The organism is Vibrio sp. NFR (genome assembly GCF_027587095.1).
Lineage (GTDB): Bacteria > Pseudomonadota > Gammaproteobacteria > Enterobacterales > Vibrionaceae > Vibrio > Vibrio harveyi.
This window is the reverse complement of record NZ_JAPPTN010000012.1, coordinates 136,434-158,191: the sequence shown is the minus strand read 5'-3', so window position 1 is coordinate 158,191 and position 21,758 is coordinate 136,434. Positions and strand designations below refer to the sequence as shown.

18 protein-coding genes are annotated in these 21,758 nt (G+C 45.4%); 9 read left to right on the top strand and 9 right to left on the bottom strand.

What is annotated here, in order from left to right; all coding sequences use genetic code 11:
- Positions 1-4: 4 nt before the first annotated feature.
- The 4 genes from OH463_RS20740 to OH463_RS20725 form a co-directional block, all read right to left on the bottom strand.
- Positions 5-1,297 carry an outer membrane protein transport protein gene (locus OH463_RS20740; protein ID WP_269992484.1) on the bottom strand — a complete coding sequence of 431 codons (1,293 nt, stop codon included), beginning with the start codon at positions 1,295-1,297 and terminating at the stop codon, positions 5-7.
- A 309-nt stretch (positions 1,298-1,606) separates the two neighbouring features.
- Positions 1,607-2,857, bottom strand: a complete 1,251-nt coding sequence (locus tag OH463_RS20735; protein ID WP_009698564.1) for an outer membrane protein transport protein — start codon at positions 2,855-2,857, stop codon at positions 1,607-1,609.
- Between the two features lie 298 nt (positions 2,858-3,155).
- Positions 3,156-3,887 carry a DUF3379 domain-containing protein gene (locus tag OH463_RS20730; protein WP_269992483.1) on the bottom strand — a complete coding sequence of 244 codons (732 nt, stop codon included), beginning with the start codon at positions 3,885-3,887 and terminating at the stop codon, positions 3,156-3,158.
- Entirely contained in the window at positions 3,880-4,455 is a 576-nt protein-coding gene (locus tag OH463_RS20725) for a sigma-70 family RNA polymerase sigma factor (RefSeq protein WP_026000239.1), read from the bottom strand. The genes OH463_RS20730 and OH463_RS20725 overlap by 8 nt, the downstream gene beginning before the upstream one ends.
- Positions 4,456-5,086: 631 nt before the next feature.
- On the opposite strand from OH463_RS20725, the gene fadI reads away from it, so the two are divergent.
- Both fadI and fadJ read left to right on the top strand, forming a co-directional pair.
- Positions 5,087-6,394, top strand: coding sequence for an acetyl-CoA C-acyltransferase FadI (fadI, locus tag OH463_RS20720; protein ID WP_005433092.1), 1,308 nt, complete (start codon positions 5,087-5,089; stop codon positions 6,392-6,394).
- Positions 6,394-8,508 (top strand): fatty acid oxidation complex subunit alpha FadJ, encoded by a 2,115-nt coding sequence (gene fadJ, locus OH463_RS20715; protein ID WP_269992481.1) that lies wholly within the window; start codon positions 6,394-6,396, stop codon positions 8,506-8,508. Before fadI ends, fadJ begins: the two co-directional genes overlap by 1 nt.
- A gap of 76 nt (positions 8,509-8,584) precedes the next feature.
- Here the strand turns inward: fadJ and OH463_RS20710 are convergent, their stop codons facing one another.
- Positions 8,585-8,851, bottom strand: a complete 267-nt coding sequence (locus OH463_RS20710; protein WP_269992479.1) for a CG2 omega domain protein — start codon at positions 8,849-8,851, stop codon at positions 8,585-8,587.
- 96 nt (positions 8,852-8,947) lie between these two features.
- Positions 8,948-11,725: an insulinase family protein gene (locus OH463_RS20705; RefSeq protein ID WP_269992477.1), complete on the bottom strand. Its 2,778-nt coding sequence runs from the start codon at positions 11,723-11,725 to the stop codon at positions 8,948-8,950.
- Positions 11,726-12,102: 377 nt separating this feature from the next.
- Here OH463_RS20705 and sixA point away from each other — a divergent pair, with 377 nt between their 5' ends.
- On the top strand, positions 12,103-12,567 hold the full coding sequence (gene sixA / locus OH463_RS20700; RefSeq protein ID WP_038898829.1) for a phosphohistidine phosphatase SixA: 465 nt from the start codon (positions 12,103-12,105) through the stop codon (positions 12,565-12,567).
- A 103-nt stretch (positions 12,568-12,670) separates the two neighbouring features.
- On the opposite strand, the gene smrB is transcribed toward sixA, so the two are convergent.
- Positions 12,671-13,201, bottom strand: a complete 531-nt coding sequence (smrB, locus tag OH463_RS20695) for an endonuclease SmrB (protein ID WP_050921724.1) — start codon at positions 13,199-13,201, stop codon at positions 12,671-12,673.
- A 61-nt stretch (positions 13,202-13,262) separates the two neighbouring features.
- Between smrB and prmB the strand changes: the two genes are divergently transcribed.
- Positions 13,263-14,195, top strand: coding sequence for a 50S ribosomal protein L3 N(5)-glutamine methyltransferase (gene prmB / locus OH463_RS20690; protein ID WP_269992473.1), 933 nt, complete (start codon positions 13,263-13,265; stop codon positions 14,193-14,195).
- Between the two features lie 221 nt (positions 14,196-14,416).
- Positions 14,417-15,502 (top strand): chorismate synthase, encoded by a 1,086-nt coding sequence (gene aroC / locus OH463_RS20685; RefSeq protein WP_188052939.1) that lies wholly within the window; start codon positions 14,417-14,419, stop codon positions 15,500-15,502.
- Positions 15,503-15,585: 83 nt separating this feature from the next.
- Here the strand turns inward: aroC and OH463_RS20680 are convergent, their stop codons facing one another.
- The gene (locus OH463_RS20680; RefSeq protein WP_005433103.1) at positions 15,586-16,209 is read right to left on the bottom strand and encodes a trimeric intracellular cation channel family protein; all 624 of its coding nucleotides are present in this window, start codon (positions 16,207-16,209) and stop codon (positions 15,586-15,588) included.
- A 327-nt stretch (positions 16,210-16,536) separates the two neighbouring features.
- Here OH463_RS20680 and OH463_RS20675 point away from each other — a divergent pair, with 327 nt between their 5' ends.
- The 3 genes from OH463_RS20675 (at position 16,537) to OH463_RS20665 (ending at position 18,048) form a co-directional block, all read left to right on the top strand.
- Positions 16,537-17,067, top strand: a complete 531-nt coding sequence (locus OH463_RS20675; RefSeq protein WP_269992501.1) for an elongation factor P hydroxylase — start codon at positions 16,537-16,539, stop codon at positions 17,065-17,067.
- A gap of 15 nt (positions 17,068-17,082) precedes the next feature.
- A complete protein-coding gene (locus OH463_RS20670; RefSeq protein ID WP_005448019.1) occupies positions 17,083-17,346 on the top strand; it encodes a YfcL family protein in 264 nt (87 codons plus the stop codon).
- Between the two features lie 177 nt (positions 17,347-17,523).
- Entirely contained in the window at positions 17,524-18,048 is a 525-nt protein-coding gene (locus tag OH463_RS20665) for an NADPH-dependent FMN reductase (RefSeq protein WP_009698555.1), read from the top strand.
- Between the two features lie 276 nt (positions 18,049-18,324).
- Here the strand turns inward: OH463_RS20665 and mnmC are convergent, their stop codons facing one another.
- Complete coding sequence (gene mnmC / locus OH463_RS20660) at positions 18,325-20,343, bottom strand: bifunctional tRNA (5-methylaminomethyl-2-thiouridine)(34)-methyltransferase MnmD/FAD-dependent 5-carboxymethylaminomethyl-2-thiouridine(34) oxidoreductase MnmC (RefSeq protein ID WP_269992469.1); 2,019 nt, start codon at positions 20,341-20,343, stop codon at positions 18,325-18,327.
- Between the two features lie 128 nt (positions 20,344-20,471).
- Between mnmC and fabB the strand changes: the two genes are divergently transcribed.
- Positions 20,472-21,683 carry a beta-ketoacyl-ACP synthase I gene (gene fabB / locus OH463_RS20655; protein WP_005448024.1) on the top strand — a complete coding sequence of 404 codons (1,212 nt, stop codon included), beginning with the start codon at positions 20,472-20,474 and terminating at the stop codon, positions 21,681-21,683.
- The last annotated feature ends 75 nt before the right edge of the window (positions 21,684-21,758 follow it).

Here is a 21,758-nt window from a genome sequence, read left to right as displayed (position 1 = left end):
CAGATTAGAACTTGTAGTTCGCTTGAACACCGATTAGCCATACGTTACCTGTTACTTCACCAGAGAATTCTCCACCAAATGTAGCAGGATCTTTCATTGGTGGCATACCGTCAGTGCGACCTTCATACATTGAAGCATCTTTCGCAAAAATATAGGTAAAGCCAGCGTCTAGTGTTAGATTCTTAGACCATTCGTAACCTGCACCAATACTTAACCATAGACGATCCGTTTCAGGGATAGTAGCTGTACGGTTTTCGTCACTCACAGCAGAAGTGTCGTATGCAACACCTGAGCGTAGCGTCCATTTTTGGTCAAGTTTGTAAGTGGTACCTACAGCGAAGCGGTAGTTATCTTCCCAGTTTTCTTCTTTGATCAAATTTGATGCTTCACCTGGGAAGTCGGCTACTAGCTCTTTAAAACTACTCCAATTAGTCCAGTTGATGCTCGCATGAATCGCTAATTGTTCATTTAACTGATGGTAGCTTGCTAATTCCGCTGTTGCTGGCAGAGCTAGGTCCATCGAGCCATTTTTATGAGCATTTGGATCTGCTGGGTTGAAACCAAGACCTTTTGCATAACCTTCTAGTGTTAGATCTACTTCAGATTTGTAAGCAAAACCAATACGGTTATTAGCGTTGATTTGCCATGCAGTGCCTACTTGCCAGCCCCATGCCGTATCGTCACCTTCCATGTATTTAAGAGTGGTTCCTGCTAGCTTGTCACCCATCTGTGGTGGCATAACTGCGCCGAAGCTGCCATCTGCCATGACATAGCGGATACCGCCACCAACACTAAGCTTTTCGTTTAGCTTGTATGCTGCATTTAGGTTCGCTTCCATTGAGAATACGCTAGCTTGGTTACCAAAGTTAGCTGCGGCAAAATCTTTACCTAGGTCCGTTTCCATACCGTAGTTGGTACCGAACGCTAGACCAAGCGCGAATTTCTCGTTGTATTGGTGAGAAAGGTAGAAGTTTGGAATGATCGCATCGTGAGCGAAGTCGTCTGAAGATGCAGGGATATCCTTACCATAGAAATTTACATTGCCTTCTACATCAATGTTTGGGTTTACATAGATAGCACCAACAGACACTTGTGTGCCTTCTAGGTAAGTTAGCATAGCTGGGTTACGCCATTGTGCACTTGCGTTATCAGCCATTGCCGCTTCACCAGCGTATGCACGACCTAGACCAGTCGCAGAGTATTCTGCAAGTTGGAAACCTGCTGCGTTTGCAACGCTTGAAGTACTAAGTAGACCGAATGCCACTGCTGTTGATAGGAGAGTCTTGTTGGTTTTCATTGTAATGTTCGCTGAGTTATTTATAACGTGGGGCGAAAGTTTACGTCTAGAGTTATTACTTTAAAAATGAAAAGCCAATAAAACAGTGTTTTCAGGTGAATTGTCTATATATTTCAGTGTATTTAGAAGATATAACTAACTGTAATGGCGGTGTGAAAAAAATTCAGCGAACACTTGTGAGTCATAATCGTGAGTTTTGATTACACGTGTGCGCCCAAATTGGGTGAATGTAAAACGATAGATAAGAAAAAAGGCTGGAATTCCAGCCTTTTATATAGAGAGTGTTTATATTAGCTTGCTACGTGATGCTTAGAAGCTGCGGCTGTATTGTAAGCCGAATAGGATAGCATCTGCATGCGTTGTCGCACTCACACCTGTTGTTAGTAGAGGTGGCGCAATTGGTGTTTCTTCGTTTACTTTTACGTCATCACCCATTAAGTAAGTGAAGCCGAAATCAACATTAGATTTAGTATCGATATGGTATGTGAAACCTGCTGAGAACCATTGGCGATCTGAGTCAGGAACTGAAATCGATGTTAGGTTGTCTTGAGCGCTAGTGTCGTACATGTAACCAGCACGTAGCGTCCAGTCTGAGTTCATGTAGTAAGTACCGCCGATAGCATAGTGCCAACCATCTTGCCATTGGTAATCTTTCGAATAAGTAGGACCAAGCAAGCCTTGGTTCAAGTTGTCGAAGTCGATTTTATCGAAGTCACTCCAGCCGATGTATTGGATAGAGTAGTGAACTGCGAACTTAGTATCGGTAATTTTATGGTAGCCAGAGAACTCAGCCATATCTGGTAGAGGTAATGTGATCTTCTGACCTTTGTCATCTTTCGCTTCAAACTCAGGACTGTAGCGGTAAGACAAACCAAAACGGTTGTTTTCGTCTAATTCATACACAGTACCAACATTAAAGCCTACTGCCCAACCGTCTGCTTTATCTACATCAAGAAGTTTAGCACCACCAACTAGAGGAAGGTTTGCGCTAGCGGTACGTTTCATCGTACCTTGACCGTAGATTAAGTCTAGACCAGCACCAAAGCTCCATTGCTCATTGAGACGGTAAGAGCCTGCTAGACCGAAGTTTACACTTTTAACGTCAGTAAGACCGCCATATTCAGTTGCTACATAGCTATCTGAAAACTCAGTTTTAGTACCGAAGTTTGAGTATGCGTTTACACCCCAGGCAAATTTGTCATTAACGGGTACGATAAGGTGAATATTTGGCGCAATAGAAGTGTCACCAACATCATCAGTGTTGGCTACAGGGATTTCGTTGTTGTTAATTCGGTAAGTAGCATCTTTTACTTCAATTATTGAAGTGATACTTTCAAAACCAAGCGACAGTTCCATTTTGTCAAATAGAGCCATTGCCGCAGGGTTGCGAGCCATTACAGAAGCGTTATCTGCAATTACCGCATCACCGGCGAATGCACGACCGATACCAGTCGCTGATTGTGCGTTTAGCTGGAAACCAGCCGCCATTGCTTGACCAGATGCCATTGCAACCGTCACTGCTAGGAGAGTCTTTTTAAACAGACGCGTATTCTGAGTCATTTTTTATTCCTTATTAGTTTCGTCTCTTTGGACGATAAGTTGAGCTTTTGCTCAGTGGCGCAGATAGTAGTATTAAGAGTGGACCATACAAATCCGACCATTGGATAAATTTGAATAAAAATTGCAGAAATGATGTCTAAATGTCGGGAAATTGCACCTAAAGTGCATAATTTAGAGTTTTGACTCTAAACTCAATAGTTGGCGTGAATGCTTTTTGTATTATTCATAAACAAAAAGCCGCTAAATTTCGAAATTTAGCGGCTTTTAAGTAGCTAGTAGTGTCGTTTCGCTGAAGTTATTACATCGGCTCCATCATTGGAGCAAGTTTTGCTGCAATAGCATCGATGTCTTCACCGCTGTTACCAACAAGAATCATGCTGGCTTTACCCACAGGCTTCACAACACCGCTCATACCATCTTTATCAAAATCGACTTTCTGGTCGCTCTTCACGTCAGTAACAAACATGGTTACTTTGCCTTCTTTACCTTGGAAAACCATATGAAGGGCGTTTGACTCACCAAAGCCGCAATGGTTTAAGTAGTAAACATGGTATGGAAAGCTACCATTAAGTTGGTAATGGAACGGCATCATTTTCGCGTTTACTTGCTTGCTTGAAACATCCTCATCGAGGTTGCGTACAAATGACTCTTCCGCCACCACGTGTTTCATTGCGGTATCTGCTAGGCTCGCTTGAGCTGGAGAGACAATAACGTTCCCCCAGTTGATTTGACCTACCAATAAACCAGCAGTAAAAGCAACCGATGCAGCCAATGCCATTGCTTTGCGAGCAAAGTTCGGTCTAACCACAGTATCGTTATCAAGCGCATTCGACGTTTGATTAAACAGAATTTTGTCGGCTAGATCTTCAGGCACATCCACATTCATGGCTTGCTTGATTTTAAGGTCGAGATCCAAAACGTCATCAACAAACTTACTGTTAGCGTCGTTCTCAGCTAAAGCTTGAAGAATCTCTTCATCCTTCTGTTTTGGATCCGACAAAATACGACGACGAAATTCTAAATCATCCATTTTTTTGTCCTCTCTGAGTATCTTGAGAATCCAACATCTCTTTTAATTGATTACGGGCGCGGAAAAGGCGCGTCATTACAGTGTTCTTGTTTAGATCAAGAATGCTGCCGATTTCTTCTCCACTGAAACCACCAACAACTTGAAGAAACAAAGGCTCACGGTATTCGACGTCAAGCTTCATTATCTGAGCTTGTAGCCATTCCTGCTGATGATGTGGGTCATCGCTAACTTTAGCATCATTGCCGTAGTCATCGATATCAACCAAATCAAATTGTTTACGCTCGAAGCGGCGCGCGTTTTCTCGTCTCAATATAGTAATAAGCCAAGATTTTGCTGCCTTTTCATCTTGAAGACTATCCAGTGACTTCCATGCGCGCAAACAGGTTTCTTGAACCAAATCTTCTGCAATCGCCTTGTCTTTGCATAACCAGTAAGCGTAGCGATACAAGTCTCTGTGATAGCCCCGAACAAGAGCTTCGTATTTTCTTTGTCTGTCCATATCAGAGTTGACCGGACTGTTGGAATTTTTCTTTCCAAACATTTTAAATATTGCCACAGGAGCCTCCATCTTGCTCTGTGAGGTCATATATACCGATTGTATTTATGAACGATCCGACTACATCGAGATGTAGTGTCGCAGCAGCACAATATACTTCTTCAATGATCAAGCACTTATTTGAAGTGATGATAAATTATTCTATATAGTTTTAATAAGCGTTTTCATGCAACTATTTTAGAGTGATCAAGACTCTTTCGTACTTTGATACGTTCAGAAACTATAAAATCACCATAAAATTGATCTATTTCAAAATCTGATGCAGTGAAGGGGCTATAGTACATCTTGTCATCTAGTTAGTCATTGACGACTAACATGTTGAGCAAGATGACACTTCCTTTTGAAGGCTGACTTTACTTTCTCCTAATCAGGAAACTGATTAATTTTACAATTGGCGTATGTTAATTGTTTTATAGATATTCCGACCACACAGTTTTGTGTGGTTTTTTTTTGCTTCAATTTTACCTTCCGCACACTTCTCTTCATTTTAACTCACTATAGTTAATCATTCTTAATCGCCTAAGAATCAATGAACTAGAGCAATAGATCTACTCGCTTCACGTTTATTTAAACGCATGTTTGATAAATTTAACAAACTGATTACAATGCATCAGGTCAGACCTCTTGTATTTAAGGAGAAACAATGGGCAAGCAGGAAGTGAAAACACGCCACGGTGAACGTGTTGCTATTGTCGCAGGGCTACGAACCCCCTTTGCTCGTCAAAGCACTGAGTTCAGCCAGGTGCCAGCGGTCGATTTAGGCAAAATGGTAGTGAGCGAAATGCTTGCTCGCACAGACATCGATCCGAAACTCATCGAACAAGTGGTATTTGGACAAGTAGTTCAAATGCCAGAAGCGCCAAACATTGCACGTGAAATTGTGCTTGGTACAGGAATGCACATCCACACTGACGCTTACAGCGTTACTCGCGCGTGCGCGACTAGCTTCCAAGCTGCAGTTAACGTTGCTGAGAGCATTATGGCGGGCAGCATTGATGTTGGTATCGCGGGTGGTGCGGACTCTTCATCGGTTTTACCAATTGGTGTTTCTAAGAAACTTGCCGCGAACTTGCTTGCGCTAAGTAAAACCAAAACGCTGGGTCAAAAGCTCAACATTCTCAAAAAACTCAGCTTTAAAGATTTAATGCCAGTACCGCCAGCGGTAGCTGAGTACTCGACTGGGCTTTCAATGGGTCAAACTGCTGAGCAAATGGCGAAGTCACACGGCATTACTCGTGCAGAACAAGACGCTTTGGCGCACCGTTCTCACTCTCTAGCTTCGCAAGCTTGGAAAGACGGCAAAATCCAAGACGAAGTGATGACGGCTTTCCCAGAACCTTACAAAAAGTGGATCTCTGAAGATAACAACATTCGTCATGATTCGACATTAGAAGGCTACGCAAAACTGCGTCCGGCTTTCGACCGTCAATACGGCAGCGTAACAGCGGCGAACAGTACACCATTAACCGATGGTGGTGCGGCGGTGATGCTAATGCGTGAAGGCAAAGCGAAAGAGCTTGGTATGGAAATACTTGGCTACATTCGCGGTTATGCATTCTCAGCCATTGGTGTGGAAATGGACATGCTAATGGGACCAACATACGCGACAGCAAAAGTGTTGGAGAACACAGGTCTAGAACTTTCAGACCTAACGCTTATCGATATGCACGAAGCCTTTGCTGCTCAAGCATTGGCGAACGTGAAGATGTTTGCTTCTGATAAATTTGCCCAAGAAAACCTAGGTCGCTCGAAAGCGATAGGTGAGATCGACATGGATAAGTTCAACGTCCTTGGCGGTTCAATTGCCTATGGTCACCCATTTGCCGCAACTGGTGCACGTATGATGACGCAAACGCTGCGTGAGCTTAAACGTCGTGGCGGTGGTCTTGCGTTGAATACCGCATGTGCCGCAGGTGGCCTTGGTGCAGCAATGATTTTGGAGGTTGAGTAATGAGCGAGCAAAAAGCATTTAGTCTAAAGATTGATGAGCAGAACATTGCTTGGCTAGCCATCGATGTGCCAAATGAGAAAATGAACACGCTGCAAGCGGCGTTTGCAGATGAGATGAAAGAGATCTTCGCTCAACTAAAAGACACCAGCGGCGTGAAAGGGATGATCATTCATTCCCTAAAACCAGATAACTTTGTTGCTGGTGCTGACGTTCGTATGCTTGAAGCGTGCACAACGGCGAGTGAAGCTGAAGCATTAGCTAAGCAAGGTCAAGAGTTATTCCAGCAGTTGTCTGATCTGCCTTATCCGGTTGTTGCTGCGATTCACGGTCCATGTCTAGGTGGTGGCTTAGAGCTTGCTCTAGCGTGTGACTACCGTGTGTGTACCGATTCTGATAAGACGCGTCTTGGTTTGCCTGAAGTGCAACTTGGTTTGTTGCCCGGTTCTGGTGGTACTCAGCGCCTTCCTCGTCTGATTGGTCTGTTGCCTTCGTTAGACCTCATCCTTACAGGTAAACAACTGCGTGCCAAGAAAGCGAAAAAACTTGGCGTTGTTGATGCGTGTGTACCAGATACGATTCTTCTTGATGTAGCGAAGCAGCTTATCGAAAAAGGGAAGAACAAAGGTAAGAAGAAGCAATCGACAAAAGAGAAGTTGATGTCGGGCAGTGGTTTAGGTCGTAAGTTTGTGTTTGAGCAAGCCGCGAAGAAAACCAATGAGAAGACCCGCGGTAACTATCCAGCAACGGTTGCGATTCTCGAAGTCATTCAGCACGGTCTTGAAAAAGGCTTTGCTCAAGGTCAAGAGCTTGAAGCGAAGCGCTTTGGCGAATTGGTGATGAGCTCGGAATCGAAAGCACTGCGCTCTATTTTCTTTGCTACCACTGAAATGAAGAAAGAAAACGGTGCGGAAGCCGAGCCAGCAGCTGTCAACAGAGTTGGCGTGTTGGGTGGTGGTCTAATGGGGGCAGGCATCAGCCATGTATCTGTTGCGAAGGCGAAAGTGCCAGTACGTATTAAAGACGTCAGCAATGATGGCGTGCTTAACGCGTTGAACTACAACTATAAGTTGTTCGAAAAGCAGCGTAAGCGCCGTATTATCTCTAAAGCGGGGCTGCAATCGAAAATGCTGCAACTGTCTGGAGGCGTTGATTTCACAAGCTTCAATCATATTGATGTGGTTATTGAAGCGGTGTTTGAAGATCTTGACCTTAAACAGACGATGGTTGCGGATATTGAAGCGAATGCAAAACCAGAGACCATCTTTGCGACCAACACGTCTTCGTTACCAATTCACAAAATTGCAGAAAAAGCAGAGCGTCCAGAAAACATCGTCGGTCTGCATTACTTCAGTCCGGTAGAAAAAATGCCACTGGTGGAAGTGATTCCTCATGAAACTACGTCAGAAGAGACCATTTCTACCGTTGTTGCACTTGCGAAGAAGCAAGGTAAGACACCGATCGTCGTGAAAGATAAAGCGGGCTTCTATGTAAACCGCATTCTTGCGCCTTACATGAACGAAGCTGCGCACATCTTGCTGGCAAATGAGCCAATCGAACAACTTGATGGTGCATTGCTTGACTTCGGTTTCCCAGTTGGTCCTATCACCTTGTTGGATGAAGTCGGTGTGGATATCGGTGCTAAGATCATGCCGATCTTGGTTAACGAATTAGGCGAACGATTTAAAGGTCCAGACGTATTCGACACACTACTGAATGACGGTCGAAAAGGTCGTAAGAGTGGGAAAGGCTTCTACACCTACAAAGGCAAGAAGAAAGAAGTCGATAAGTCAGTGTACAAGCTATTGAACCTGACGCCAGAATCCAAGCTGAGCGACAACGACATTGCATTGCGTTGTGTACTGCCGATGCTCAACGAAGCGGTTCGCTGTTTGGACGACGGTATTATCCGCTCTCCACGCGATGGTGATATCGGTGCGATCTTTGGTATTGGTTTCCCACCATTCTTAGGTGGTCCATTCCGTTACATGGATCAATTCGGTTTGAAAGAACTGGTTGAGAAAATGAACGAGTTTGCATCGAATTACGGTGATCGTTACGCGCCATGTGATGGCTTACTCACTCGTGCGGGTGAAGGTCGTAACTTCTACGATTAATGGCTAGCGCCAAAAATAGAAAGGCTTGCATGACGCAAGCCTTTTTGTTTCTGAAAGAGTGGCAATTGACAGAGAATCAGTCGTCATTCTTGCCTTTGTTCTTTCCTTTTCCTTTGTCGTTTCCATGACCTTTACCCGGGTTGTCGTCACCATGGATACTGGCATTGCCTTTACCTTTGTCGTGTTTGCCAGAACAGTCGTCTGACTTAATTGATACGTTATCGCCATCAAGGCGCAAACAGTCTTCACTTAGCTCGAAATCATCACCTTTAATGGTGATATCAGCGTAAGCAGCAGGTGCCAGTGGCATTAGTACAGCAGCAAGTAAAAGTAGCTTTTTCATGTAACCCTCGTGTTTGCGTATTTATTGAACAAGGTAATTACAGCATAAACGAAATGACTACTTTTACCATTTCATGCCATTCTTGTATTTGAGCTTTTACCCGAGACCGAAGTCTTTCGGGCGCAGTTGAAACTCTTCTATCGAGCCAATCTCTAAGCCAAGATTGATTCGCGGCGCGTCTTCATGGGCGATGCCTTGTGAATGCATCACCAAACGATTAGCAGTACGAGGTTTAAGCTCATTGACCACAAAGCGAATCATATCGGTGCGGGTCAATTCTTTAAGCTCTTCCAACACTTTTTCACGCTGATTAAAGTCGGTGTCTTTGTTGCCAATTGCTACCCATAGGCGCTGCGCTCTTCCGCGCAATGTGGTGTCAGGCGTTGCAATCTGGTTCCATAATCCGCGCTTACTGCTGTGCCATTGGTATTCATTGAGCTCTAACAACACCATGTAGAACGCATTTAAAAACTCATCGATTGAGGTAACCAGTTCGGCTGGTGCAGCATTCGGTGACTGCACATAAAGCACAATCCCCGGATGACGGTTAAGCGGCATATTTCCCGTGCCAACCATGTAGCCTAACTGTTGTTTGGTTCGGATTTCATGGAAGAAGGTTGCCGACATTAAGTGATTAGCCAAGGAATAAAGCGCAATATTACGAGGCGAGATATCTTCACATTGATGATAAATCACCACTGCTGAGTCTTGCTGGTTACAGTTCACTTCGCGTTGGAAACTGCCGTTTTCACCCAGCATAACGAGTGGGCGAAGCGCTTCTTCGTAACGTTGTTCTTTCACGCGCAATGCGTCTTTTAATGTCGTTGCCATGTCATGAGCTTGCTGACGCTGCCAATCGCCATAAACGAACATCTCAACGTGTAGCTCAGCCAGAATCGATTCAACGAACACTGACAACTCATCCACTTCAATCTCTTCCAATGCTTCAACCAATGTTGCGAATGGCGGATTGTTTGGCTGGAGCAAGCCTGTTAGTGCATTAAAAAGCTGCGAAATCGGACGATCTTGTGATGAATTTCGCCAATTACGCAACAGTTGCTGCTTGATGGTCTCGAAGCGGGCTGGGCTGAACTCACGCGCTGCAAAGCGATGCAGAATCATTTCCAACAGTTGAGGTAGTTTCTGGCTAAAACCCGATAATGTCAGCGTGACGCCGCCTTGGTGAGCATACATGTTGTAACCCATGCCTGCGATTTCAGCTTGATACGTCTCTTTGGCTAGAGAATCGAGGAACATCTCAACACATAGTCGCGTTTTCACGATGTTTTTCGGTGATGCTACCGCGTGTGAACTGTCGATGGCGACGTAAACGACACCTTTTGGTACTCGGAATTCATCGTCTTGCAAATGCCATAATCGGAAGCCTTCTACATCTTCCACCAACTCCGGCAATGAGCCACCGTTTTCAAACGGTTTTGGATCGAGTTCGTAGCAAATGTATGGGTTCTTTTCTGGGAGAACGAATTGCCAACTTGGGTCGATTTGTTGATAGAAACGGCGCTGTTCTTCGCTGAACGGCGTTACCGAGTAAGGCGTGAAGTACCACTCTGCGGTTTGGTTGTATTCCAAGCCTTTTGCTATCAATGTAACGCGAACATTTTCAACCGAAAGATATTGGAGTAATGAGCGTTGAAGCGCTTCATCATAGCCTGCCATTTTGTAGTCACCATAAACCGTGTCTTCCGGTTGATAGTGCTGCATATTGATCACCAAATGGCTGACCAAATCCATTGGACGCGAGGGCTCTTGGAAGCGAAAAGCAGATTCCAACACCGCTTGTTTTTCCAAGTAGCGCCACTCATCCATACCATCTTGTTTGATCATGGAGAGATATTGGAATACCGCTTGAACGATGTCATCGATATGGTCCAAGCCGTTTGGCGTAAGGGTGCAACTTACGGTGAAGTCGCGGTAGTTACTGCCACTCGCACCGCCGCCTGCGGAGAGGGAAGTAATCCAGCCTTTCTCTTTGAGTTGAAGCATCAGACTGCCTTCACCCTCGTAACCCAACAAGTGAGCAAAGTAGGAGAGGGGCTTCACGCTATAGTGCGCGTCCATTCCCGGCATTGGGAACGTGAGGATCAGTTTACGGAACTCTTTGATTGGCTCGACTTGAACCAAGATGCCCGTGCTTTCTTCAGTGCCAATAGGGACATCGATCGACTTTCCGCGTAGTTGGTGGTTTGGAATGTCAGCAAACATGGTTTCTACCCACGTTTGCTGCTCATCAAGAGATTGCGGACCAAACAAAGTCAGCGTCATCAAATCAGCGGAATATTGTGAGTGGTGAAATTCAACAATTTCGTCTCGAATTGATTTGTCTTCGCGATCGCCAAGTGTATCTAAGTTACCGACAGAAAATTTTGAAAACGGGTGCTCTGGGTTGATGACTTCTTTGTTGACTTGATACAGACGGCGAGAATCGTCGTTCAGTTTGAGCTTGTATTCGGAATCGACCGCTTGGCGTTCTTTGTCTAACGCTTCTTCGTTAAACAGTGGTGCGGTAAAGAATTGGCTGAAGCGATCAAGCGCAGTTTCAAAAGCAGTTGGTGTGACATCGAAGAAGAAACAGGTGTGCTCGGTGCCCGTCCAAGCGTTGTTGGTGCCACCATGTTGACTAATATAACTTTGAAACTCGCCCACTTTAGGGTATTTTTCCGTACCCAAAAAAAGCATGTGTTCTAGATAGTGTGCCAGACCTTGGCGATCCATCGGATCATCGAAGTGTCCAACGTTTACTGCTAGGGCTGCTGCCGACTGTTGAGCCGTGTCGGAATGAATCAGCAACACGCGCAGGGCATTACTCAATGTAATGTAGCGGTATTGATTTGAATCGTTTGGACTTAGGTGCACGATGCGTCTCCAGATTTCGCATTACAGTAATTATGATCCCCGAGCGGGGAGGCGCAAAGTTTGCGCTTCGACAAATACTGCTTGCCGCATTTTTGTTATTCGTAAGAGTACTGCATAAGCCCATCAGCAAATTGCTATGGGGTTCGAGCTATTTGAAGGAATGCACTGAGTTCATAACTTCATCGTAGAATGTGATGAACTGAGTATATTCTTTTTAATAGATTGTTAAGAAAGTCGCTATCTTTAGCAAGCGAATTGGTATAATGAACCGATAATTATATCAGTATTTTTGTTTCGACATTATTAAAGTTAGCCCGCTATCCGTATAAAGATAGCAGTCAACCTTTTGGTAGCGTTAGCTATCCCTAGGAAATAACATGAAAATATTTATCTTGCGTCACGGTGAAGCAGAGCATTTTGCGAACACCGACGCAGAAAGACAACTGACCCCAAGAGGCAGAACTGAATCGGAAGCAGTTGCCCGAGCATGTAAAGAGCAAGGTTTTGCTCAATTCGACAAAGTACTGGTGAGCCCGTACATTCGAGCGCAGCAAACTTGGCAAGAAATCAGCGCACACTTTTCGGCTAAGAGCATCGAAACGTGTGAAGACATCACGCCTTACGGTCAATCCGACCAAGTGTTTGATTTCGCTAATGCGTTGATTGAAGTTGAGAAGCTTGAATCTCTTTTGCTTGTGTCGCACTTGCCGCTGGTGGGCTACCTTACCTCGGAATTTGTGAAAGACATGACGCCGCCAATGTTCCCGACATCTGGCTTGGTGTGCATCGAATTTGATCCGCAAACACAACGCGGTGAAGTGCTTTGGCATATCACGCCATAGAGCAAAACCTCTCGGGATGATGGCTCGAGAAAAACAAAAAGGCAGGGTTAACCTGCCTTTGTCGTTCTTGCTCGTTCGAGAAGTACTTCTCGAAGTCGGTGAGTTATTTTTCTGGAATGGACAGCAGCACCAGTAGGGCACCATCGCCGCCAAACTCTAGAGGCGCTTGGTGGAAAGCCATTACATCTGGGTGTTGAGCTAACCAAAGCGGCGCTTTCTGCTTCAGAATGTGCTTACCGATGCCGTGTTGTACACACGCACAGTGGATTTCGTTTTTCACACAGTATGCGATCATCGCACCGAGTTCTCGCTTGGCTTCTTGTTGTGTCATGCCGTGCATGTCTAGGAAGACGTCGGGCACGTACACGCCACGACGAAGACGTTTCACTTCATAAGTGGACACATCGTCACGCGCATAACGAGTTGGTCCCTCTTCATTAAGAAGCGGAACAAACTCATCAGAAAAGTAAAACTCAGAATCACTCGCTTCACGGTTTGAGCGTGTGATTTCTTTTTGTTTAGAATTTTTTTTTGGTTGCTGGATTATGGTATCCTGTCGCAACTTTTTTACGCCCTGTACTGCATCCTTAAACAAGGCGAAATCGTCATCGTGTTCGGTGTCTTTTTTGCTCATTAGGTAAACAATTTCATTTTTACAATTTATGGCAGTATTGTAGCGCTTTTCGGAGGCAATTTTGGATAAGATTTTTGTAGAAGAGGCGGTATCGGAGCTCCATACCCTTCAAGATATGATTCGTTGGACGGTAAGCCGCTTTAACGCCGCTAACTTGTTTTACGGTCATGGCACTGATAATGCGTGGGATGAAGCGGTTCAGCTTATCCTGCCAACATTATACTTGCCGATTGATGTGCCTCCGCACGTATTGAACTCTCGCCTTACGACAAGCGAGCGTCTGCGTATCGTTGAGCGCGTAGTAAAACGCATCAACGAGCGTACACCAACTGCATACCTAACGAGCAAAGCATGGTTCTGCGGTCTTGAGTTCTTCGTTGATGAGCGTGTTCTTGTGCCACGTTCTCCAATCGGCGAACTGATTCAAGCGGAATTCCAACCTTGGTTGGTGGAAGAGCCTACGCGCATCATGGACCTATGTACGGGTTCTGGTTGTATCGCGATTGCTTGTGCGCACGCTTTCCCTGAAGCAGAAGTTGACGCGATCGACATCTCTACAGACGCTCTACAAGTGGCTGAGCAAAACGTACAAGATCACGGCATGGAGCAACAAGTGTTCCCAATCCGCTCTGACTTGTTCCGCGATCTTCCAAAAGAGAAATACAATCTGATCGTGTCTAACCCACCTTACGTGGATGAAGAAGACATGAACAGCCTGCCAGATGAGTTCACGCACGAGCCTGAGCTAGGTCTAGCTGCTGGTACTGACGGTCTAAAACTGGTTCGTCGTATTCTTGCTAACGCACCAGACTACCTAACAGACGACGGTATTCTTGTGTGTGAAGTTGGTAACTCAATGGTTCACATGATGGAACAGTACCCACAAATTCCATTCACTTGGATTGAGTTCGAGAACGGCGGTCACGGCGTATTCATGCTAACGCGTGACCAATTGGTTGAGTGTGCAGAAGAGTTCAAACTGTACAAAGACTAAGTCTGTCGAAATAAACCATTCGAATAAACAATGAAAACACCGAGCCCAGTGCTCGGTGTTTTTTTATCCGCTTCGCACTGAGCTTGGAAAATTTCGGCTGTTTTGTTTTTTCCGCCAAATCGGGCTTTACATCAAAACGTAATACCGCCACTATGATTCCACGAAGAATTGAAAAGCAGTTGCGCTCATGGAGAGCGTGGCGACAAAAACTTGAGGAAGTAATGGCAGGAAACAGTATCGGACAACATTTCCGAGTAACGACATTCGGAGAAAGTCACGGTATCGCACTAGGATGTATCGTAGACGGATGCCCTCCAGGTTTGAAAATCACTGAGGCAGATCTGCAAACGGATCTCGACCGTCGCCGTCCTGGCACATCACGTTACACTACCCAACGTCGTGAACCGGACGAAGTAAAAATTCTTTCTGGCGTTTTTGAAGGTAAAACCACAGGTACTTCAATTGGTCTGATGATCGAGAACACAGACCAACGTTCTAAAGACTACTCAGACATCAAAGACAAGTTCCGTCCAGGACACGCTGATTACACTTACCACCAAAAATACGGTGTGCGCGACTATCGAGGTGGCGGCCGTTCGTCTGCTCGTGAAACGGCAATGCGTGTGGCGGCTGGTGCAATCGCTAAGAAATACCTAAAAGACGAGTTCGGTGTAGAAATCCGCGCTTACTTGTCGCAAATGGGTGACGTTTCAATCGATAAAGTGGATTGGAATGAAATCGAAAACAACGCGTTCTTCTGCCCAGATGCAGACAAAGTGGAAGCGTTTGATCAACTTATCCGTGATCTGAAAAAAGAAGGCGACTCTATCGGCGCTAAAATTCAGGTCGTGGCAACCAACGTGCCTGTTGGTCTTGGTGAGCCTGTATTTGATCGTTTGGATGCAGACATCGCGCACGCGTTAATGAGCATCAATGCAGTGAAAGGCGTGGAAATCGGTGACGGTTTTGATGTGGTAAACCAAAAAGGCAGCGAGCACCGTGATACGCTTTCACCAGAAGGCTTTGGTAGTAACCACGCGGGCGGCATTCTTGGCGGTATCTCTACTGGTCAAGAGATTGTTGCAAACATCGCGCTTAAGCCAACCTCAAGCATTACGGTGCCAGGTGAGACTATCACTAAAGAAGGTGAACCAACTCAGTTGATCACTAAAGGTCGTCATGACCCTTGTGTGGGTATCCGTGCGGTGCCTATCGCAGAAGCGATGCTTGCCATTGTCGTTATGGACCATTTGCTACGCCACCGTGGTCAAAACCATGGCGTACAAACCGAGACTCCAAAGATTTAAGTTTGAAGCTTAACCCGATAGAAACACAAAAGGCTGCTCAATGAGCAGCCTTTTTCATGTCTTTTAATAGGTTTCTATTTGAATTAGTGAATCGACCCTTCGGTTTCCAAGTGGAATGAAGGCAAGCGCCATTTAAAGCGTACTGCCGCCATACGCAACATGTAACCAGTAATCAGAGTCACAATCGTCGCGGTTACGTCCGGTACGTTGAACTCAAGTAACGCTAGGTACAAACCTGATGCGATAAGTGCTACAGAGGCGTAAAGCTCTTCATGCAGCACAAGCGGCGTTTGACGACAAATCAAATCACGTAGCAGACCACCAAATACGCCAGTTACAAGTGCTGACACCATACAAATGCCAGGGTGTAAGCCCATGCCAATCGCGACCTTGGTGCCGATGATGCTAAATACGATCAAGCCTAGCGCATCCAAACGAATGAACAGACCTTTCAGCTTGATTACCCACTTCGCCAAGCCAGTTGTCAGTACACCCGCAACGCATGTAATTGCTAAGAATTCAGGATTCTTTACCCAACCTAATGGGTAGTGACCTAGCAAAATGTCGCGTACTGTACCGCCGCCGATTGCCGTTGCACTGGCTACCAACATAACACCAAACCAATCCATTTTTCTTCGACCAGCACTCAATGCACCAGTCATGGCTTCAGCCGTGATACCAATGATATACAACACACTTAGCAGCATAAGGGGACACTCAAATAAAAGGGCTCTGTTATGTCCTTGAGGTTAAGGAAAACAGCAGCAAAACTTACCAACAAGATCTAAGCCTTGGGGATAGGCTTAAATCCAAAAAGAATCTCGCTTTAAGTAGCGTTGAAGTCGCCATCATTAAGCGTAAAAATAAGGCGTGAGTGTAGTGGGAAATGTGATCTGTGACGAATGAGAAATTGTATGGAGAAAGCGACTTTCAGATTAACTCAGCTAATAACCAAACATGTTGTGTGGCTTTACCTGTGTAAGAAAAACAGCGACAATGCGCACCGCATACCAATTTGAAGTACAGAATCGATGATGAATCACGAATATCAAGACCTTATCACCATCTTCAACGACACGTTTCTTGAGTCTTTTAATACCAAATTAGAACTTGGTGGTGATGAGCCTATCTACTTACCAGCTGACGAAGCGCACCCACATCATCGGATTATTTTTGCTCGTGGCTTTTACGCGTCAGCACTACACGAGATTGCCCATTGGTGTGTAGCAGGACCAGAGCGCCGCTTGCTAGAAGATTTTGGTTACTGGTACGAGCCAGATGGTCGTACAGCAGAGGTTCAAGCTGAGTTCGAAAAAGTTGAAGTTCGCCCCCAAGCTTATGAGTGGATTCTAGCGAAAAGTGCTGACTTCCCTTTTAACGTTAGTTGTGACAATCTACACGGCGATTTTGAACCAGATCGTCTTGGTTTTATGCACAAAGTGCACAATGAAGTAATGGGTATTTTAGAAAACGGTCTTCCGCATCGCGTACAAATGCTATCGGATGCCTTGCGTGCCTTTTACCAAACCAAGCCGCTGGAAACGTCTGACTTTATCGTTAAATAACCTCAGAGAAGCTCCATGATTATTGAATTTGAAGAAAAACTACTAGAACTGATTGATGCACGCATTGAAACCGCATCGGATGATGAATTGTTTGCTGGTGGTTATTTACGTGGTCACATTTCTCTGTCTGCGGCGGCGTGTGAAGAAGAAGGCATTAACGATGTGGCTGAGTTGAAATCTCGCATCGAAAACAGTCTTGAAGAAGCGCGTTCAGAATTAACACCAGCAGATCGCGTGATTGTTAACGACCTTTGGCAAGAGCTTCAAGCACAAGCTTAAGCCACCATCAGTTTTTATAAGCTTCGACAGGTTGCGCTAAACCTCTGGTTGAAGCAAAAAGAGTTGAATTAAACTCCTTCGAAATTTTCGAATCTCTCCTTAAAATTTTTGTGGTTGTAGCACACTCGTTCACCTCTTACTCTTGTTAGTACAAAACGTGAACAAAGGACTACAACCATGAAAATTATCGCATTCGGCGCTTCTACTAGCTCTACCTCTATCAATAAAACTCTCGCGACTTACGCTGCCAATCTTGTTGAAGGTGCAGACGTGCAAGTGTTAGATCTCAATAGCTACGATGTTCCTTTGTTCAGCGAAGACAAAGAGAAGGAAATTGGTCAGGCAGAGGGCGCAAAAGCGTTTCTTGCTGACATCGCAACAGCAGACGCTTTGGTGATTTCTTTTGCTGAGCATAATGGCTCTTACCCAGCAGCATATAAGAATTTATTCGATTGGGCGACACGCATCGAGCGTAACGTATTCCAAAATAAACCAGCGGTGTACTTAGCGACTTCACCAGGTCCTGGTGGTGCACAAACGGTACTCGCTGCGGCGACAGGCTCTGCACCTTACTTTGGGGCGGAAGTGAAAGCATCGCAATCTATTCCAAGCTTCTACGATAACTTTGATTTAGAAGCGGGCAAGTTCCGTAATGCGGAAGTTGCAGATCAAGTGAAAGCTGCAGTGGCGACATTGAATTAAGGTCTCTCTTTTGTGTCATTAACCGAGAGATTCCCGACTACACTCCTTCGTCGTTATTTGGAATGACGAGGGAGTCTTCGTTTAGAAGGTCGCTGAATGAATTGCTCCTGTTAGCTGTTAAAGTTAAAGACTTAAATTCGAACATTCCCTAGAAGGAAGATGATTGAGTAGGGGATCTTTTTTGTGTAATGAATCGAGAGATCCCCCAACTGCATTCGTTCGTCTTTAACAGGAATAGCAACAGACTTTTGCTTTCAGCGAAATACTAAAAGCAAATTACACCTCAGTAATTGCCTTCCCTTTACGTAGCTTTCTTACCCACATACGGCTAGGGTGCAGCTCAGTCAGGACATCAACAGGCAGTGGTAACGGATCGCCACAGATTTGTGATGCCAACACTTCTGCCATTAGAGGTGCTGAGCTCAAACCACGAGAGCCTAAACCTAGGAAACAGAATAGGTTAGGGAACTGGTGAATCGCGTCAACGTCTTGCTCTTGTTGATTTTGCAGATCCGCATATTGCGTTTTGATGGTTTCAAAGTCGCCTACGTTCCCTACAAACGGAAGGTGGTCACGGCTAACACAGCGAATACCTTGGCGCGACAAGTTACCAGAGGTATCCACCTCTTTCGTCCAAGTTTGGTTCGGCAGGCACTTCACCAATTTCTCAGCGTTGTCTTTTTGCGCATCCTCGTCAAACTCGTAATCGAGGTGGCTGCGGTCGTAGCTTGCACCGATGCACAAGTGCTGATTATTCGGGTTAACAGGTGTCATGTAACCGTCGTAACACAGTACCGTTTTCAGCTTGGACAAAGTTTCTGTCGCTGGTGCGTGGCTAACTTGACCTTTTACCTGACCCATTGGTAAATCAGCGGTTTGGCTTAGTGTTTGGAACTCACTGCCATTAGCAACCACTACAGTTGAATGTTCAAAGCTTTGACCGTTCGCTTTCAATATCCAAACCTTGCGCGATTCGTCCCAAGTGAGCGACTCGACTTGATGCTCGAACTTCGCTTCAAAAAGTTCTGTTTTATCCAATTGAGCTATCAAGCCTCGCGTGAGTTCAGCAGGGCATAACCAACCGCCAAGAGGATAGTGAACCGATGCCATATCAATCGGCAAGCCTATCTTCTCTGCGGTCTCTTCAGCAGATAGTTTATGAATTAACTCTGGTGTGAAATTGCCAGCAAGCATTTTCTCTAATTTATCTGCAGATTTGTCATCCCACATCAGCTGAGTAATGCCGCACCAATCGTGATCAAATTGGATATCTTGCGCTGCTTGGTCAACAAACTGACGGGCAAACAAAAAGCCCGGAGCGAATACACGAGAAACGCCTTTGTGTGGACCATTTAATAATGGGTACACTGCGCCTTGGCGGTTGCCTGATGCGCCTTCTGCAGGTTGAGCGTCTTTGCAGTAAAGCGTGATATTTTGACCGCGACGAATCAGCGTTTTAGCCAAAGCCGCGCTAGCGATACCGCCACCAATAATCGCGATGGAATCATGATTGGTCGAGGCAGTGCGGTTAAACCAAGGTAGGTGGTTTGAATGCGCTTCACGCTGCTCCATCGAACCTGCAATCATTTCACGTTTGGTGCCGAAGCCTTTGACTTTTTTCATTGCAAAGCCCGCTTCGTTTAAGCCGCGACGCACAAAACCCGCTGCCGTAAAGGTTGCGACCGTACAATCCTGTTTCGCCAATTTTGCCATGCCGTTGAATAGGTTTTGGTTCCACATTTCTGGGTTTTTGCTCGGTGCAAAACCATCTAAGAACCAAGCATCAATCAAGCCTTGCTTTGCATAAGGAACAAGCGGCATGCAGTCTTTGATATCGCCAAACCAAAGATCGAGTGTGATAGCGCCGTCTTCTAAAACAATGCGATGACACTCAGGCACTGCTGCTGGATAGTGCTGTTGCAGTTTTTCGGCAAACTCTGCCAATTCTGGCCATGATTGATGCGCTTTTTCTAAATCAGCTTTGCTTAGTGGGTACTTCTCAAAGCTAACAAAATGTAATTCTTTTAGGGTTGCCTCTGGATATTCGCGACGAAATTCGGTAAACCATTGCCACACGGCTAAGAAGTTCAACCCTGTGCCAAATCCGGTTTCACCAATAACAAAACGTCTTTGGTCAAATTCCTGCCATCTTTCTGGTAGATGATTTTGTTTGAGGAACACGTAACGCGTCTCTTCGAGACCGTTTACGTTGGAGAAATAAACATCATCAAATTGGTCAGAAACCGGTGTACCAGCTTCGTTCCAACCAAGTTCTGCGTTTTTAATCGAAGTCATAATGGTGCAAATATGTGATTTGGCGCGGTTAGAATTCGGCGATTGTACGAATTTCTGGGAAAGCTGACCACTTTTGTTGACTATCTTAGTTATTATCTAGCGGATTTTTGAATTATAGGAATGTCATAATGAAACGAGTCGTAATCACCGGTATGGGTATTGTTTCAAGTATCGGTAACAACGTCGAAGAAGTTCTAGCGTCTCTTAAAGCGGGCAAATCTGGCATCACTGCGTCTGAGCAGTTTAAAGAAAACGGTCTGCGTTCGCAGGTATGGGGTGATCTGAAAATCAACCCAGCAGAATTTATTGACCGTAAGCAGATGCGCTTTATGGGTGATGCGGCTGCTTATGCATACCTATCAATGCAGCAGGCAATTGAAGACGCTGGTCTATCTGAAGAACAAGTTTCAAACGATCGTACAGGTATCGTTGCTGGTTCTGGTGGTGCTTCTGCATTAAACCAAACAGTAGCAACTGACACGATGCGTGCAAAAGGCGTAAAACGCGTAGGTCCATACATGGTTCCACGTACTATGTCTTCAACAGTATCAGCGTGTCTTGCAACACCATTTAAGATTCGTGGCGTGAACTACTCAATGAGCTCAGCTTGTGCAACGTCTGCACACTGTATCGGTCACGCGATGGAGCTTATCCAACTTGGTAAACAAGACATCGTTTTTGCAGGTGGTGGTGAAGAGCTAGATTGGTCTCAAACTATGATGTTTGATGCGATGGGCGCACTATCAACTAAATACAACGAAACACCAGACAAAGCATCTCGTACTTACGATGCAGACCGTGACGGTTTCGTAATCTCTGGTGGCGGCGGCATGCTAGTTATCGAAGAACTAGAGCACGCTCTAGCTCGTGGCGCGAAAATCTACGGTGAGATCGTAGGTTACGGTGCGACTTCTGATGGCTACGACATGGTAGCACCATCAGGTGAAGGCGCCGTTCGTTGTATGAAGATGGCAATGCAAGATGTTGATGCTATCGACTACATCAATACCCACGGCACTTCTACTCCAGTAGGTGACGTGAAAGAGCTAGGCGCTATCCAAGAACTATTCGGTGATAACAGCCCAGCAATCTCTGCGACAAAAGCAATGACAGGTCACGCACTAGGTGCAGCTGGCGTTCACGAAGCGATTTACTCAACGCTAATGCTAGACAACAACTTCATTGCCCCAAGTGTGAACATCTCTAACTTGGATGAAGCAGCACAAGGTCTAGACATCGTAACGGAAGCTCGTGAAGCTGAGTTAACGACGGTTATGTCAAACAGCTTTGGTTTTGGTGGTACAAACGCGACATTGGTAATCAAAAAGTATCAAGCGTAAGCGACTCAAAGCTAACTGAATTTGTTGGTCGGAATGTCACTATGGTTTTCTCAAATGGCGTCAACGGACCGACAA

What these genes read in the sequence shown, in the direction of transcription:
- OH463_RS20665 (WP_009698555.1), top strand. Translation starts at nt 17,524, where the DNA reads ATGAAAATTATCGCATTCGGCGCTTCTACTAGCTCTACCTCTATCAAT.
- OH463_RS20725 (WP_026000239.1), bottom strand. Translation starts at nt 4,455, where the DNA reads ATGGAGGCTCCTGTGGCAATATTTAAAATGTTTGGAAAGAAAAATTCC.
- fadI (WP_005433092.1), top strand. Translation starts at nt 5,087, where the DNA reads ATGGGCAAGCAGGAAGTGAAAACACGCCACGGTGAACGTGTTGCTATT.
- fadJ (WP_269992481.1), top strand. Translation starts at nt 6,394, where the DNA reads ATGAGCGAGCAAAAAGCATTTAGTCTAAAGATTGATGAGCAGAACATT.
- OH463_RS20730 (WP_269992483.1), bottom strand. Translation starts at nt 3,887, where the DNA reads ATGGATGATTTAGAATTTCGTCGTCGTATTTTGTCGGATCCAAAACAG.
- OH463_RS20735 (WP_009698564.1), bottom strand. Translation starts at nt 2,857, where the DNA reads ATGACTCAGAATACGCGTCTGTTTAAAAAGACTCTCCTAGCAGTGACG.
- OH463_RS20680 (WP_005433103.1), bottom strand. Translation starts at nt 16,209, where the DNA reads ATGCTGCTAAGTGTGTTGTATATCATTGGTATCACGGCTGAAGCCATG.
- OH463_RS20740 (WP_269992484.1), bottom strand. Translation starts at nt 1,297, where the DNA reads ATGAAAACCAACAAGACTCTCCTATCAACAGCAGTGGCATTCGGTCTA.
- mnmC (WP_269992469.1), bottom strand. Translation starts at nt 20,343, where the DNA reads ATGACTTCGATTAAAAACGCAGAACTTGGTTGGAACGAAGCTGGTACA.
- OH463_RS20675 (WP_269992501.1), top strand. Translation starts at nt 16,537, where the DNA reads ATGAATCACGAATATCAAGACCTTATCACCATCTTCAACGACACGTTT.
- sixA (WP_038898829.1), top strand. Translation starts at nt 12,103, where the DNA reads ATGAAAATATTTATCTTGCGTCACGGTGAAGCAGAGCATTTTGCGAAC.
- aroC (WP_188052939.1), top strand. Translation starts at nt 14,417, where the DNA reads ATGGCAGGAAACAGTATCGGACAACATTTCCGAGTAACGACATTCGGA.
- smrB (WP_050921724.1), bottom strand. Translation starts at nt 13,201, where the DNA reads ATGAGCAAAAAAGACACCGAACACGATGACGATTTCGCCTTGTTTAAG.
- OH463_RS20710 (WP_269992479.1), bottom strand. Translation starts at nt 8,851, where the DNA reads ATGAAAAAGCTACTTTTACTTGCTGCTGTACTAATGCCACTGGCACCT.
- fabB (WP_005448024.1), top strand. Translation starts at nt 20,472, where the DNA reads ATGAAACGAGTCGTAATCACCGGTATGGGTATTGTTTCAAGTATCGGT.
- OH463_RS20670 (WP_005448019.1), top strand. Translation starts at nt 17,083, where the DNA reads ATGATTATTGAATTTGAAGAAAAACTACTAGAACTGATTGATGCACGC.